General features: G+C 32.2%; 18 protein-coding genes. 10 read left to right on the forward strand and 8 right to left on the reverse strand.

Features of this window, described 5'->3' with window-relative positions:
- The first annotated feature begins 52 nt into the window (after positions 1-52).
- Both carB and acsF read left to right on the forward strand, forming a co-directional pair.
- Complete coding sequence (carB, locus tag DNJ73_RS04385) at positions 53-3,361, forward strand: carbamoyl-phosphate synthase large subunit (protein ID WP_158466485.1); 3,309 nt, start codon at positions 53-55, stop codon at positions 3,359-3,361.
- A 224-nt stretch (positions 3,362-3,585) separates the two neighbouring features.
- Positions 3,586-4,689 (forward strand): magnesium-protoporphyrin IX monomethyl ester (oxidative) cyclase, encoded by a 1,104-nt coding sequence (gene acsF, locus DNJ73_RS04390; protein ID WP_158466486.1) that lies wholly within the window; start codon positions 3,586-3,588, stop codon positions 4,687-4,689.
- A gap of 16 nt (positions 4,690-4,705) precedes the next feature.
- Here acsF and DNJ73_RS04395 read toward each other — a convergent pair whose 3' ends face one another.
- The 3 genes from DNJ73_RS04395 to DNJ73_RS04405 all read right to left on the reverse strand — a co-directional run bounded on the left by DNJ73_RS04395 (position 4,706) and on the right by DNJ73_RS04405 (position 5,850).
- Positions 4,706-5,092 carry a 2Fe-2S iron-sulfur cluster-binding protein gene (locus tag DNJ73_RS04395; RefSeq protein ID WP_158466487.1) on the reverse strand — a complete coding sequence of 129 codons (387 nt, stop codon included), beginning with the start codon at positions 5,090-5,092 and terminating at the stop codon, positions 4,706-4,708.
- A 7-nt stretch (positions 5,093-5,099) separates the two neighbouring features.
- A complete protein-coding gene (locus tag DNJ73_RS04400) occupies positions 5,100-5,435 on the reverse strand; it encodes a hypothetical protein (protein ID WP_158466488.1) in 336 nt (111 codons plus the stop codon).
- A gap of 196 nt (positions 5,436-5,631) precedes the next feature.
- Positions 5,632-5,850 carry a hypothetical protein gene (locus tag DNJ73_RS04405; protein ID WP_158466489.1) on the reverse strand — a complete coding sequence of 73 codons (219 nt, stop codon included), beginning with the start codon at positions 5,848-5,850 and terminating at the stop codon, positions 5,632-5,634.
- Positions 5,851-5,985: 135 nt separating this feature from the next.
- On the opposite strand from DNJ73_RS04405, the gene DNJ73_RS04410 reads away from it, so the two are divergent.
- Together DNJ73_RS04410 and DNJ73_RS10150 are read left to right on the forward strand one after the other, a co-directional pair.
- Positions 5,986-6,867, forward strand: coding sequence for an NAD(P)-dependent oxidoreductase (locus DNJ73_RS04410; protein ID WP_158466490.1), 882 nt, complete (start codon positions 5,986-5,988; stop codon positions 6,865-6,867).
- Between the two features lie 72 nt (positions 6,868-6,939).
- Complete coding sequence (locus tag DNJ73_RS10150; RefSeq protein ID WP_257473326.1) at positions 6,940-7,068, forward strand: hypothetical protein; 129 nt, start codon at positions 6,940-6,942, stop codon at positions 7,066-7,068.
- Here the strand turns inward: DNJ73_RS10150 and DNJ73_RS04415 are convergent.
- On the reverse strand, positions 7,060-7,464 hold the full coding sequence (locus DNJ73_RS04415; RefSeq protein ID WP_158466491.1) for a hypothetical protein: 405 nt from the start codon (positions 7,462-7,464) through the stop codon (positions 7,060-7,062). The two genes, DNJ73_RS10150 and DNJ73_RS04415, sit on opposite strands and share 9 nt — an antisense overlap.
- Before the next feature lie 96 nt (positions 7,465-7,560).
- Between DNJ73_RS04415 and DNJ73_RS04420 the strand changes: the two genes are divergently transcribed.
- The 3 genes from DNJ73_RS04420 to DNJ73_RS04430 are packed head-to-tail and all read left to right on the forward strand — an operon-like array spanning position 7,561 to position 10,143.
- Positions 7,561-8,559, forward strand: coding sequence for an ATP-binding cassette domain-containing protein (locus DNJ73_RS04420; protein WP_158466492.1), 999 nt, complete (start codon positions 7,561-7,563; stop codon positions 8,557-8,559).
- Entirely contained in the window at positions 8,556-9,353 is a 798-nt protein-coding gene (locus tag DNJ73_RS04425) for an ABC transporter permease (RefSeq protein WP_158466493.1), read from the forward strand. The genes DNJ73_RS04420 and DNJ73_RS04425 overlap by 4 nt, the downstream gene beginning before the upstream one ends.
- Position 9,354: 1 nt before the next feature.
- Positions 9,355-10,143: an ABC transporter permease gene (locus DNJ73_RS04430; RefSeq protein ID WP_158466494.1), complete on the forward strand. Its 789-nt coding sequence runs from the start codon at positions 9,355-9,357 to the stop codon at positions 10,141-10,143.
- Between the two features lie 59 nt (positions 10,144-10,202).
- Here DNJ73_RS04430 and DNJ73_RS04435 read toward each other — a convergent pair whose 3' ends face one another.
- Positions 10,203-11,516, reverse strand: coding sequence for an NRAMP family divalent metal transporter (locus DNJ73_RS04435; RefSeq protein ID WP_158466495.1), 1,314 nt, complete (start codon positions 11,514-11,516; stop codon positions 10,203-10,205).
- Between the two features lie 149 nt (positions 11,517-11,665).
- On the opposite strand from DNJ73_RS04435, the gene DNJ73_RS04440 reads away from it, so the two are divergent.
- A complete protein-coding gene (locus DNJ73_RS04440; protein ID WP_158466496.1) occupies positions 11,666-12,172 on the forward strand; it encodes a josephin in 507 nt (168 codons plus the stop codon).
- A 7-nt stretch (positions 12,173-12,179) separates the two neighbouring features.
- Here the strand turns inward: DNJ73_RS04440 and DNJ73_RS04445 are convergent, their stop codons facing one another.
- Entirely contained in the window at positions 12,180-12,566 is a 387-nt protein-coding gene (locus DNJ73_RS04445; protein WP_158466497.1) for a phosphoribosyltransferase, read from the reverse strand.
- Between the two features lie 631 nt (positions 12,567-13,197).
- Here DNJ73_RS04445 and DNJ73_RS04450 point away from each other — a divergent pair.
- Positions 13,198-13,485: a hypothetical protein gene (locus DNJ73_RS04450; RefSeq protein WP_158466498.1), complete on the forward strand. Its 288-nt coding sequence runs from the start codon at positions 13,198-13,200 to the stop codon at positions 13,483-13,485.
- On the opposite strand, the gene DNJ73_RS04455 is transcribed toward DNJ73_RS04450, so the two are convergent.
- The gene (locus DNJ73_RS04455) at positions 13,486-13,884 is read right to left on the reverse strand and encodes a cytochrome b6f subunit family protein (protein ID WP_158466499.1); all 399 of its coding nucleotides are present in this window, start codon (positions 13,882-13,884) and stop codon (positions 13,486-13,488) included.
- A 125-nt stretch (positions 13,885-14,009) separates the two neighbouring features.
- Positions 14,010-14,204 carry a hypothetical protein gene (locus tag DNJ73_RS04460; RefSeq protein WP_158466500.1) on the reverse strand — a complete coding sequence of 65 codons (195 nt, stop codon included), beginning with the start codon at positions 14,202-14,204 and terminating at the stop codon, positions 14,010-14,012.
- A 153-nt stretch (positions 14,205-14,357) separates the two neighbouring features.
- Between DNJ73_RS04460 and DNJ73_RS04465 the strand changes: the two genes are divergently transcribed.
- On the forward strand, positions 14,358-14,567 hold the full coding sequence (locus DNJ73_RS04465; protein ID WP_158466501.1) for a hypothetical protein: 210 nt from the start codon (positions 14,358-14,360) through the stop codon (positions 14,565-14,567).
- Positions 14,568-14,618 lie beyond the last annotated feature (51 nt).

The raw sequence follows: 14,618 nt of genomic DNA on the forward strand, positions 1-14,618 counted from the left end.
ATAAACAGATACCTAGAATGCGTGACATAAATGAAGTTTACAAGAAATTCTGATGCCACGGCGTAAAGATATACGTCGGATTTTGATACTAGGGTCTGGCCCAATTGTTATTGGTCAGGCTTGTGAATTCGATTATTCCGGAACCCAAGCATGTAAAGCTTTAAGAAGCGAAGGATTTGAAGTCGTTTTAGTTAACTCTAATCCAGCTTCCATAATGACTGATCCTGAGACTGCCAACAGGACCTACGTTGAACCACTTACATCTTCAGTTGTTCAAAAAATTATCGAAAAAGAAAAACCAGATGCTCTTTTACCTACAATGGGAGGTCAAACTGCTTTGAACATAGCAGTTGAATTGGCAGAAAATGGTGTTTTAGAAAAATATAATATTGAATTAATTGGAGCAGATCTTAAAGCAATAAAAAAAGCTGAGGATAGAAATTTATTTAAAATAGCAATGAATAATATTGGGGTAGAGGTATGTCCATCTGGTATAGCTTCAAATCTTCAAGAAGCAGAAATAGTAGGAAATAAAATCTCTTCATTCCCAAAAATAATTCGTCCTGCTTTTACTTTAGGTGGAAGTGGAGGAGGTATTGCTTATAATCAAGATGAGTTTTTAGAATTATGTAAAACAGGTTTAGACGCTAGTCCAGTTTCTCAAATACTTATTGAGAAATCTCTCTTGGGTTGGAAAGAATTTGAGCTGGAAGTTATGAGAGATTTATCAGATAATGTTGTAATTATTTGCAGTATTGAAAATGTTGATCCTATGGGTGTGCATACTGGTGATTCTATTACAGTAGCTCCAGCTCAAACCCTAACTGATAGAGAATATCAGCGATTAAGGGATTATTCGATTTCTATAATTAGAGAAATTGGCGTTGCAACTGGTGGAAGTAATATTCAATTTGCAATTAATCCTATTAATGGTGAAATAATAGTAATAGAGATGAATCCTCGTGTTAGTAGATCTTCAGCATTGGCAAGTAAAGCTACTGGTTTCCCAATAGCTAAAATTGCTGCTCTTTTGGCCGTAGGTTATAGATTAGATGAAATTATTAATGATATTACTGGTAAGACACCTGCATGTTTTGAACCTTCAATAGATTACGTAGTTACTAAGATTCCACGTTTCGCATTTGAAAAATTTTCAGGTAGTTCTCCAATACTAACTACATCAATGAAATCAGTCGGAGAGGCAATGGCAATAGGAAGATGTTTTGAAGAATCTTTTCAAAAGGCAATAAGATCTTTAGAAACAGGACTAAGTGGTTGGGGGTGTGATCGAATTGATAAAAAGGTCCCATCTGTTGAATTAGAAAGATTACTAAGGACACCTTCTCCTGAAAGAATAATGTACGTTCGATTAGCAATGTTGGATGGACGTACTGATGATGAGATATATTCTTTTTCAAAGATAGATCCTTGGTTCTTATCTAAGTTGAGGAATTTAGTTAATGCTGAAGCTCAATTACTTAAGTATAAAAATATTAATCATTTAAGTTCGAATTTTTTATTTAAACTAAAACAGCTTGGATTTTCTGATCATCAAATTGCATTTGCTTTGAATACAGATGAATTAACTATTAGATCAAAAAGAGCTTATTTTAAAATATTACCTGTTTTTAAAACAGTTGATACTTGTGCTTCGGAATTCTCCTCTAAAACACCATATCATTATTCAACATATGAAAGACCTGTCTACAAGATAGATAATTATGGGAATATAATAAATAATATTAATCTTAATGAGATTAATATTGATAATAAAAATAAGATTTTAATTCTTGGTGGTGGACCAAACCGTATTGGACAAGGTATTGAATTTGATTATTGTTGTTGTCATGCCTCTTATCAAGCTCAAGAGGAAGATTTTATAACAATAATGATAAATAGTAATCCAGAAACAGTTTCTACCGATTATGACACAAGTGATATTCTTTACTTCGAGCCTTTAACTCTTGAAGATGTTCTAAATGTTATAGAATTTGAGGAACCTTCTGGCATAGTAGTTCAATTTGGAGGACAAACTCCTTTAAAACTTTCCTTGCCAATTGTCAATTGGTTAGAAAAATCTGAAAACTCAAAATTACGAACTAAAGTATTAGGTACATCACCTAAGTCAATCGATTTAGCCGAAGATAGAGAGCTTTTTGACAAGGTTTTGAGGAAATTAGACATTAGGCAACCCAAAAATGGTATTGCTAGAACTTTTGAAGAATCATTAGCTGTAGCTAATAAAGTAGGCTATCCATTAGTTGTTAGGCCTTCATATGTTCTTGGTGGTAGAGCTATGGAAATTGTTTATGAACAAGACGAATTAAAAAGATACATAACAGAAGCTGTAAATGTTGAGCCAGATCATCCAATCCTTATTGATCAATATTTAGAGAATGCCATTGAGGTTGATGTTGATGCTTTGTGTGACGTAAGTAATGATGTTGTTATTGGTGGTTTGATGGAACATATTGAACCAGCGGGTATTCATTCTGGCGATTCAGCCTGTTGCCTCCCTGCAATAACGCTTTCTGATGAATCAATTAAAACAATTAAGGATTGGACTAAATCTTTAGCTATTGAATTAGATGTTGTTGGTTTGATCAATATTCAATTTGCTGTCAAAAGAGACAATGATGGTAAAGAGATCGTTTTCATTATTGAGGCAAATCCCAGAGCCTCAAGAACTGTTCCTTTTGTTTCTAAAGCTACTGGCGTCCCACTGGCGAAAATTGCTACTCAATTACTACTGGAGAAAAAACTAAAAGATATAGGGTTATATCAAGAGCCAATTCCACCTCTTCAAGCGATAAAAGAGGCCGTTATGCCATTTCGACGTTTTCCTGGCTCTGACAGCGTTTTAGGACCCGAAATGCGTTCAACCGGTGAAGTGATGGGATCTGCAAATAATTTTGGAATGGCTTATGCCAAATCTGAGTTAGCAGCTGGCGAAGGGTTACCTACTTCCGGTTTTGTCTTCCTATCTACTCATGATCGAGATAAACCGGCTTTAATTCCAGTTGCTAAAAAATTAATTGAACTTGGCTTTTCTCTTTTAGCAACATCTGGAACGGCTAAATATCTTGAGAAATTTGATTTGCTTGTTGAAACGGTTTTAAAAGTCCATGAAGGCAGACCAAATATTGAGGATCTGATTAGATCTGGGAAAGTTCAATTAGTAATTAATACTCCAATTGGAAGGCAAGCTATTTACGACGATAAATATCTTAGAAAAGCAGCACTTGACTACTCTGTTCCTACTTTAACAACCTTGAAAGGTGCTAGTGCGGCTGTAAAAGGGATAGAGGCATTGCAGAATCAAACCTTGTCAGTTAATGCGTTACAAGATATTCATTCATAAACTTTTTTAAGTAATTATTAAAATTATTTTTTGACTTTTATTATTATTTAATATATTCATTTGAATTGTTTAAATTATTAAATATTTATTCCATAGTAATTCTTTCAGGCATTGTTAATGTCTATTTTTTTGATGCTTAAGGCAAAGCTCTATTACTAGCTGATTAAAAATTCACCTTTTTTTCAAATTAAGTCATACAATTATTGTCTTGCTTGATATGGGTAATGACCGCAACAGCTTCTTCACCAAAACTAAGAGTTGATACACGAGGAACAAATCAGTTGCCGCCCCATTTGGATGAAAACCTTTTAACTCCTCGTTTTTATGTAACTGAATTTAAAAAAGCCGCAAAGACTGAATTAATTGATGCTCGTGAAGAGTTTGAAGCAATGCTTTCAGAAATGAAAGCTGATTATAACTGCACTCATTTCGATAGAAAAGCAAGTTTAGATAGGTTGCAAGAACTACCTCAGAAGTCTAAAGAAGTATATGAAAGTTATTTAGTCAGATCTGTTATTTCTGAGTTTTCTGGGTTTTTACTTTTTAAAGAAATTTCTAACAGACTAAAGAAAGAAGGTAATAGGGATCTTGGAAAGCTATTTCAGTTTTTAGCGAGAGATGAAGCTAGACATGCTGGCTTCTTAAGTAGGGCACTAGTTGCAGAGGGGATTGAAGTCGATCTACCTCATTTAGGCGGAAAAAGAGCTGCAACTTGGTTCCCAATTAGTTGGGTTATTTATTCTGTTTACCTTTCAGAAAAAATTGGGTATTGGAGATACATTTTGATGGATAGGCACCTTAAGGCTAATCCAGATCAGGCTTTTGCTCCCCTTTTTGATTTCTTTGAGCCATGGTGCCAAGACGAAAACAGACATGGTGATTGTTTTACAGTAATGATGAGATGCTGGCCAGGAATTACTAAAGGATTTAGAGGCAAGCTATTAAGTCGTTTCTTCTTGTGGAGTGTTTTTCTTACTCACACTTTGACAGTTTGCGAAAGAGGAGAGTTTTATGAATTGCTTGGCATTGATCCAAAAGAGTTTGATGAGGAAGTTATAAAAAGAACAAACCACACATCTAAAAATGCTTTCCCTTGGGTTTTTAACCTTGAGGATAATAAGTTTTGGGATTTGAGAAACAAAATTATTGAATCTTTCAGATCTTTTGTAAGTGCTAAAGGTTTAACAAAACCAGTTAAATTCTTAAAATTTGCAACTTTGATATTTAAGCAATTCGCACTTCCAATGGAGAAGACAAACGCATTGAGATATGATAAAGATGTAAATTTTACTGGTCAGGATATCTTGAATTTCTGGACTGACAAATAAGAGTATTTATAGAAATTTAAATGTCAAAGGGATTACCAGCTTGCGTATCTAGCCCTTTGAAATATTTTCCAAATTGAGCGTTGTAGACTTCGTCCTCTTCTTGTGTCTCACATTCTAAAGGTCCAATAGCTTTTGAAACGCATAGCAAACCGTATCCATTGTTTTTCATCTCTTTGGATAAACCTATGCAAGCTTTTTGATCCATTTGTCCTGAAATTATCTTAACCGCACATTCTGAGCAGCATCCATTACGGCAAGAGAAAGGTAATTTGTCTCCGATAATTTGTCCATGTTCGTCTTTAGATTCAAAATTTCTCAATATGTACTCTCCTTCAGGAACGTCAAAGGTATATGTTTTTCCTTCCTGTTTATGATGGATAGTAATTTTATGAACTGGTTTCATTGATAATTTATTTCTGAGGCGTTATATCTATTCTTTCTGGTGGGTCCGGGGGTTGACTTGCATGTTGCCAAAGCTCTTCAATATCAAGTGTTTTAGTTAGCCTTTCACCACCAAATCGAAGTTTTAACCAAGCAATTGTTTTTGAATCTTCAGCTACAACGGCTTCATATCCTTGTTGTTTAGTGATATTGAATTTGCTTACCAGCGATGAATTTAGGAACCACATAGGATAGTTTTCTCCTTTGCGATCCCTTCTCTCATGAAATGATTCTCTTAATTGTCCATTACCCTGTAATTGGCCTTCTGGGGCAAGAAGAATATTTAGGGTTTTGGTCTCCGACATTATTTAAAAATCAGAAATGGTATTGATCTTAGGCTTTATAGTTCCTAGGATCTAGATTAAATAACTTTAGTAAAAGGAATTACATTGACGCAAATAGTTTGATAGATCTTCACAAGATTTTCTTCTTATATGTAAGTAATCTTTCTAATTATTTAAAAGAGCTATATATATTTTTGCTTAATTGATAATTATTTATTTAAGACTCTTTTTTTGGTGCAGCTGCCTTGGCTTTCAGAGCTTCAGCTTCAGCTGCTTTCTTTGCTTCTTCAAAATCAATTCTGTTTTGTAGTTGACCTGACGCTCTCATCCAGTCATTTACACTAGCTTCCTTGCCAGCAGCCTCACATTCCTCTTGATACTTCAAGAATGGATACCAATGATGTGTAGCATTCTTGGAATCTGTAAAATTAGTCAATTTCTTAAGTATTCAATAAATTAATTATCGCATCATATTTTCTTCTTTTGGCAGCATATTAATTTTTTATAGTAATAGTTCAATCCTTTGTTGTACTTATTACTCTTAGTTCGACTTTAATAAAATCCGATTTTGATGAAACTAGCTTTTATTGGTCTTGGATCTATTGGGGAACCAATGGCTGAGCGTCTCGCTGATAATGGTTATGATTTGAATTTATATAAGAGAAATAAATTAAATATTGATGATAAAAAAAAATATTTTTTTGATCCTATAGAAGCCGTTATTGACTGTGATGGCCTTTTGATTTGTGTTACTGATAATAAGGCTGTTGAATCTGTTTTATTTGGTGCTAATGGAGTAGCAGATTCACTAAAGCCTAACTCTTTTGTAATTGATTTTTCTACTATAAGTCCTAATAAATCAATTTCTCTACATCAAAGATTACGCAAAAAAAACGTATTTTATGTTGATTGTCCAGTTTCTGGTGGAACTGAGGGAGCTCATAAGGGCTCCCTCTCTTTGTTTGTTGGTGCAAGTAAAAAAGAGTGTTTATCTTTCGAAAATATATTTGAAGTGCTCGGCGAATCAATAAATTACTTCAATGGCGTTGGTAAAGGTCAACAAGTCAAAGCTTTAAATCAGATATTAGTTGCAGGAACATATGCAGCAGTCGCGGAAGCAATGGAATTAGGAAAATTCCTTGAATTACCTATGGATGTTGTGGTTAATGCTTTAAAGGTTGGAGCAGCTAATTCTTGGCCATTAGAAAATAGATCAAAGGCAATGTTGATTGATAAACATCCTTTGGGATTTAAATTAGAGTTGCATCATAAGGATTTATCTATTGCCATTGATCTAGCTAAATCTTTAAATATTGATTTACCTATTACCTCAAGAGTAAAAGAAATTGAGCAGAGATTAATGCAAGTTGGGTTAGGTGAACTAGACGTTTCTGTGCTTCATAGATACATCTCATTAATGAAAAAAGAAGACGAGAATAATTGTATTGATTAGCTTTTAGTTACTTATTTGTTTACAATCTTAATTAAGCGTGTTATATTAAAAATTAATTTTTAGATATACGTTATGAAGTTGGGGAAGCAGCACGCGAAGCTAATAAAGTTGCAAACTAAAGCTGAGTCTTGCATGTCTCGTGATGAAGCTCAGAAGATTATTCGTAAGGCTGAAAAAGCTCAATCAAAAATCTCAGGATAATTTTTTATTTATTAAGTCATTAAACATTATCCCTTCATGTTTTTTGTATTTAACACTCCAAAGATTTGAGGATATTGATTTTAATTTGTCTATTAAAGTGTCTGTGTTACCTGTGTTAATCCAATCTGATTTGATTATAGGAAGATTATTTTGCATACTTTCAAAACTAATTTCTGCTACTAATAAGCCTGTTTCATCATTTGAGATTTTTAAATTACCTTCATTAGTTCTTTTAAATAACCTAAGCAATAAATCAAGTAGTATTTTTTCAGTTTCTTTTGAAGGAGGTTCATTTTTCGAATCTATTCCAGAATAAGTTTTTCCTCCAAGAGGCATTAACCTTTTATTATTTTGTTCAGCAAGGGCAATAGCTATTAAATATTTTTGTTCTTCCATTTAGTTTTAACAACCTATAGATTTTTCTTTACTTAGATTTTATCTGCTATGTAGGCAAAAATGTTTTATCTTAATGTTGAAGCATTCGACATTTAATTGCCTAATAATACTAGTGACTTGATCCTTGTAGATCAGCTGAGTAAATATTATCGAGTTGCAAACAAACAGCCGGGGTTTAAAGGTACTCTCAAGCATTTTTTCGATCGAAAGACTTATGACGTCACTGCTGTAAGGGATATAAGCTTCAAAATCACTCGAGGAGAAATAGTTGGGTTTCTTGGAGCTAATGGAGCTGGTAAGACCACATTATTAAAAATGATGTGTGGTCTTATTCATCCATCGACAGGGTTAGTTGATGTTGGTGGTTTCTCTCCTCAAAGAAGGCAAAAGGCTTTTCTAAAGGAGATAACTTTGGTTATGGGGCAAAAGCAGCAGTTAATTTGGGACCTTCCTCCCATGGACTCTTTGTATGTAAACGCTGCTGTATATGGTTTGTCTGACCAAGAAGCAAAAGTAAGAATTAATGAATTAGCAGAAATGCTTGAACTAGGAGAAGAACTTACAAGACCTGTAAGAAAGTTGTCTTTAGGACAAAGAATGAAATCTGAAATTCTTGCGGCCTTATTGCATAAACCATCTGTCCTTTTTTTAGATGAACCTACTCTTGGTCTAGATGTAAATGCTCAAGCTAGAGTTCGTAGTTTTTTATCCGAATACAACAAAAGAACTGGTGCGACAATTTTGCTGACTAGTCATTACATGGCTGATATCACAGCATTATGTCCAAGAGTTATTTGTATTCATAAAGGAAAGCTTTTTTATGATGGCGATCTTGATTCACTGGCTAATTCATTATCACCATCAAGAGAGGTAAAAGTTGAATTGAAAAATCCATGTGCAAGTGAACAATTTGAAAAATATGGTGAGATTCAAGATTTAAATGATCGTTTTGTAAGTTTGTTGGTTTCAAGGGATAAATTGACAGCTGTAGTAAGTAATCTATTAACTGATTTCGATATAATCGATTTAGAGATTAGTGATCCTCCTATTGATCAATTAATAGGAGAATTATTTATAAAAGGTGAAGTCAATTGAGAATATTTGGATTGTCTTTCAAGGTTATTAAGACCTTACTTACAACACAATATGCATACATGTTGGAATATCGCATTGAAATAGCATTATGGGCTCTATCTGGAGTACTACCATTTATTATGTTTTCTCTTTGGAGTCAAAGTGATGTTGGTAATTCATTCGGTCTAAATGATATTGGGTTGGCAAGATATTTTTTAAGTGCTTTTCTGGTTAGGCAATTTTCAGTTGTTTGGGTTGTCTTCTCGTTTGAGGAAGATTCTCTTTCTGGTCGATTATCACCATATTTGCTTCAACCTTTGCACCCTCTATTTAGATATGTAGCTTCTCATTTGGCAGAGCAAGCAACAAGACTTCCTTTCGCATTAGCCATAGCTATTACTTTTTTCATATTAAATCCATCATCTTTTTGGCTTCCCTCACTACCTCAAGTTTTTCTGGCGTACTTATCAACTCACTTTGCTTTTACTATAGCTTTCCTTCTTCAAAGTTTAGTAGCTGCACTATGTTTTTGGACTGAAAAATCGAGTGCTCTAGAAAGATTAATATTTGTTCCTTACCTTTTTTTATCTGGTTTATTAGTACCGTTATCAGCTTTTCCTTCTAACGTTCTAAAAGTTGCAATGTTAACTCCATTTCCTTATCTAATTAACTTTCCAGCAAAGATTTTATCCGGAATGCAAGTTGATATATTTAATGGCTTTTTAGCCCAAATCTTGTGGATTTCAATTCTCATCCCTTCTGTAAATATACTCTGGAAACTTGGAGTAAAAAGATATACAGCTATGGGAGCCTAATATGTATCGTTATTTTAAAACTATCAGATTATTTTGGTCTACAGCTTTTGCTTCTCAACTTGAATATCAATTAAACTTTTTAATTGAACTTTTAGCCATGTTGGGTACTCTTTTGGGAAGTGTATTTATATTGTCCCTTTTTTTTACTGGAGGAAGGCAACTGGGAGATTGGACTTGGGAATCGGCTTTAGTTATTCAAGGTGTTTATACATTTCTAGATGGTTTAACTAATGCTCTTTTACGACCAAATTTAACCGAAATCGTTAATTACGTGAGAGAAGGTACTCTTGACTATGTTTTATTAAAACCAATTGATAGTCAATTTTGGTTATCAGTTAAAAAGTTTTCTTTTGCAGGATTACCTGAAATCATATTGGGACTTTCCATTGTCTTTTGGGCGTCTTTTCAAACGGGCTACTCTGTTTCAATTTACTCCCTATCTGTATTCATTATTTCCTTATTTTTTGGTTTTGTTATTCTTTATTCAGTTTGGTTCTTAATTGCTGCATCAAGTATTTGGTTTGTTAAGACATGGAACGCAACAGAAGTACTTAGAGCTTTGTTAGCTGCAGGTAGATATCCCATTTCAGCTTACCCAGTTATTTTGAGATTCATATTTACTTTGGTTTTACCTGTAGCCTTTTTAACCACTTTTCCTGCTAAGGCAATTCTGGGAGAATTAAATCTTATTATTTTATTTTTTGGTCTGATATTAAGTAGTTTATTTTTTATTTTTAGCAGATTATTCTGGAAATTTGCTCTTAAACACTATACTTCTGCCTCAAGTTAATTATTTAACTAATTTAGTTAATGCTTTTATTATTTTCACGATATTTATAAATTTTAGAATTATTGTCCGATCCCTAAGAAGGAATTGAATATGAATAATAAACTAAAGATTGTGAGGAATGACATTCCAAACCAACAAACTGTTTTTAGAACAATGCCATAATGAAATTGGCTTTTTACTAATGAACTATTCATTGTATCCATAGCCATCCAAGCGAATAGAGGAGCCGACAGAAAACTTCCTGTCATAGCCCCAAATACATAGTCTTTAACTCCAATTCCTCCAGATTTGGCAATCAAAAGTGCACAAAGTGATGCAAAAACGTGAAATATGATCCATTTTTTTAGACGTTTTCTTTCTGACAAAGAAGAGCTATTTCCCTTATCTGATCGAGTTATCAAACCATGAGCTGATGAAATGCTTCTGGGATATGCGTCTAGACATGTAAGCGTGGTGCTAAACATTGCTGCAAAGGCTGCAGGAACAATGATCCACATTGCCCATCCGCCAATAGATTCTGTATACAAACGTATTAAATTCTGAGCAAAACTAACGCCTGAACCTGTAAGCATCTCATCGCCAGTGCCATACATTGTGAATGCACCAAGAGTTAGAAAGAAAATAGCAGTAATAACAGTGATGAAATATCCAAGATTGAAATCAAATTCTGCTTCTTTCAACGTAGCGGTATGATCTGTCTCTTTAGCTCTTGAAAACATCCATAGTGATGGCCATATACAAAGTTCTACCGGACCAGGCATCCATCCCATCAAAGGAATTAAAAATCCTAAGTTTGAAAGGGTCCATGGAGAGGGATTGCTATTTAATAATGAAAAATTGCCATCTCCAGCAGGTCCTTTTATTAGTAAAGATATAACAGCAAAAAATGTTAATAATGTAAGCAAAAATACAAGAATCTTGGATATTCTATCAAGGGCTTTATATTGACCTATAAATAATATTAATGAACATACTATTAATATACCTATCGCTAAATCTAAAGCAGGAAAGGATGAAAAAATTACTATATTTTTTAAAAGAAGACCTGTAACAAAACTAACGGCCGAAATAGTAAATGTACCAGTTATTAATCCAACTATTACATATATAGGCAAATAAAATTTATTACGTTTTTGAAATCCCTCTAAAAGCGATAGCCCTGTAACAGCTGTAAATCTTGTGCCAACAAGTAAAAATGGATATTTGACTAGATTCGTTAATAAAATAAGTCCAATAAGAGAAAATCCAAATTTGGCTCCAGCTGTAGTGGATGACATTAGATGTGATCCGCCTATACATGCAGCTGCTAGAAGGATTCCAGGGCCAAGACTTTTTCTATAACCTATGGATTTACTTGAGACTAATTTTTCCATATATTTGGGAAGATATTATTATTTTCACAATAAAAAAAATTTTTTCAATTTAAGTACATAAAGATTATTATTTTATAGAGAGATATCTTTTTATTAAATTAGCTTTTTCTAAGTTCTTTTTATTGCCAAGCTTCTATAGACTTTTCATAATGACTAAATCAGTTAATCTATATTTAGCATCAGGCGTGAGTGAAGGGATAGGCTTTTGGCTAGTTAACTTTACTGAGGATGATGATATTTGTAATTCTCTCGGTACTAAATTACTTGAGTGTTATAGAAAAGAGCTATTTGGTCTTGAAGGAGCAATTGAAGTTAAGGAAGCAATTAATACCACATTAGATATCCTTGCCTTCGATTCAAAATTTGATCGATATAAATTAGAATATTCTAATATAGGTTATTCCTCTGAGATCCCTATTAACATAATTGAGGATATATTTGACCTATGGGCATATAATTATAATAATAAGATTTTATGGAAAAAATATATTGGTTTATTGAAGTTCAGAAAAAAAATAAAAACAAATAATAATTATATTAATATAGGATTAAAAGGTGATATTTATGAATTTGCTATCAAATTAGAAGCATTAATAAATCTGAGAAAAGTAAATGCTTTATCAGGCCTTACTAAATTTAATGAATCAATGTGGTAATTATTATTTAGGCTCTAGATTGATAATATAAATCACTATCAATATCAGCAGCATTTATATTCTCCCATGGGAAAACTATCCATTCTTTACCTTCTATATATTTATATGAATTCCACCAAGTAGGTATTTTTTTACTTATCCATACGTGAGTTTGTGTGCCTTTCAAATGTCTAATTTGTTCAAGAGTTTGACCAGAATCATAAATATCATCAACTATAAGACAATTATTTTTTGGTTTTCCTAGCAAAGGTAATCCAAGTGAATGACTTAAGGCAACAGCAATACAAAGTCCACCTCTCGGAAATCCATATACACCTTCAAAATGCTTATTTTTACATTGTGTATATATTGAATATATACAATCTTCAAATTCATTCCAGCTTAACTTATTCATTTATGGGTTATTAATTTCTATTCTGTACAATTAAAGTTTAATTTTTAGAATTTTCTAGATAAACTGTAGTAGCCCATAAAGCCTCCTATAGTAAGAATCCCTGCGATTGGGGCGGATAAATTTAATGGTGTGGCCCATTCATGAACCATTAAAGAAGCTAAAATAGTAAACATTAAACTAATATTAGAATTTTAATAAAATAGTACATAAATGATTGTTTTGCTTTTTAAGTTTGCAATAATTTACAACTATATGTAATTATTTATGATTTTTTTCGTGATGAATTTATTTTTTATTTGACATTTACAGAAGTATTTAATTTATTTTAATTGTCATTTGATGCATTGTTTTCAAATATTTTCGCTACTTGGCTATATATTTTAGCAAATAGCCAAGAAATGAATATTATACTAAAAATCCCTAGAATTATTGTTATTGCTGATATCCCAGCATCATTTGGACCATAATTAATAGCGGGATCAAATCCTTCCACGATAATAGGCTTTTAGAATTATTAATATATTAATATCTTTTTTGATGCGATTAATCAATTTTAACTTTTTTGAAATCTGTGTAAAATATTTTTTTTGATATGATTTATGTATAATAGAAATTATCTAAATACATATTGATGAAGTGGGAATATCACGTTGTTCATCTAAATGTTGATGATACGCCAAGTGACAACATAGAAACTTCCAATCCTGAAGCTGCAAGCGAAAAACTTAAGGGATCACTTAGTCCAGATTTTCTTAAAGATCAATTTCCTGAACAATTTCATGAAAATGGAAATTCGGAACATCCTGCTATTCAACTTAGTAAGTTTCTGAATAAAAAAGGTCATGAACAATGGGAACTTTCCCAAACAGTAAGACTTGGACAAATGTTATTTCTTATTATGAAACGACCAATTGATTAATTAGAATATATCTTTTAAAGTGAATATTAACCAATTAAATATATTAAGTGGATTTGTTATAGTTTTTATATCTCTGTTTCCATCTATTTTGTAGTTGACTTTAATGATGCCTAAAATATGTTCGGCACTTTTTGATTTTGATGATTCATCTATAAAGTCGACTTTATATGCTTCTTTTGTCTTTGCATCTAATTCATTGCTGAAAATCCAAACTTTTTGATTGTTATTCGTTATTAATACATATCCAATACCCATACCATCTGTCATTTTATAATCTATGATATTACCAATAATAATTTGAGGTAAATTATCGAATAATTTTTCAGGTATCACATTTTCTATTTTTGACTTGTCAACTTTTATTGTTGTTCCAATTGGTATAAGTGGATTGAAGTCCATTATGAATAACTCCGGATCTAACTAAATTAACATATTTTATCGATCTTTGAATTAAAATACTTCTACTAATGTTTAATAGCTCTTTTAGGTGATATATTTTTGGATTTATAGTCAATCAATCGACTTCAGAATCCTTTATTCTTACTTTTAGGTTTCTTATCTAATTCTACTGCTTCTTCTTTTTGTAAGAAGTTTTCCTTTATATAATTTACTCCAATTATAGTTAATCTTATGACGACAAATCCAGTTGCTATAAATCCAATTAAGATGAATGTTGATAAGAGGGCTGATCCTAGATCTATTTCAGATATTTTGGGCATAAAAATAGCCTTAACTAAATAATTTAATATTTTATAAATTGATTTATAATTCCATAACTTTTTTTAAATAATTTTAATTTATATTGATTACAAGACATGTGTAGAAAAAAAAATCAAATGGATGCATAACAGAAATAGGAAAATAAATTGAAAATGAATCAGACTCAATTTAAAATCCCACTCTCAGGCCTAAGACCTTATACAGTCCATTACAGAGACTGTGAAAATCACCGTCTTGAAAATTGTTTTTATGCATGTGATGCATATGAGGCAAGATTGCTTGCAATGGAATTTAATAGATATATTCATGAGCACCCAAACTGTATTGATCTTATTAGAAGAGAAATGATCAAGAATATTTAGTATGATAAAGATTTAATCATCTTTATTTTTAAATTAATTTTTTAAATTTAT

This window comes from Prochlorococcus marinus XMU1408, from assembly GCF_003208055.1.
In the GTDB taxonomy this organism is placed as follows: Bacteria; Cyanobacteriota; Cyanobacteriia; order PCC-6307; family Cyanobiaceae; genus Prochlorococcus_B; species Prochlorococcus_B marinus_A.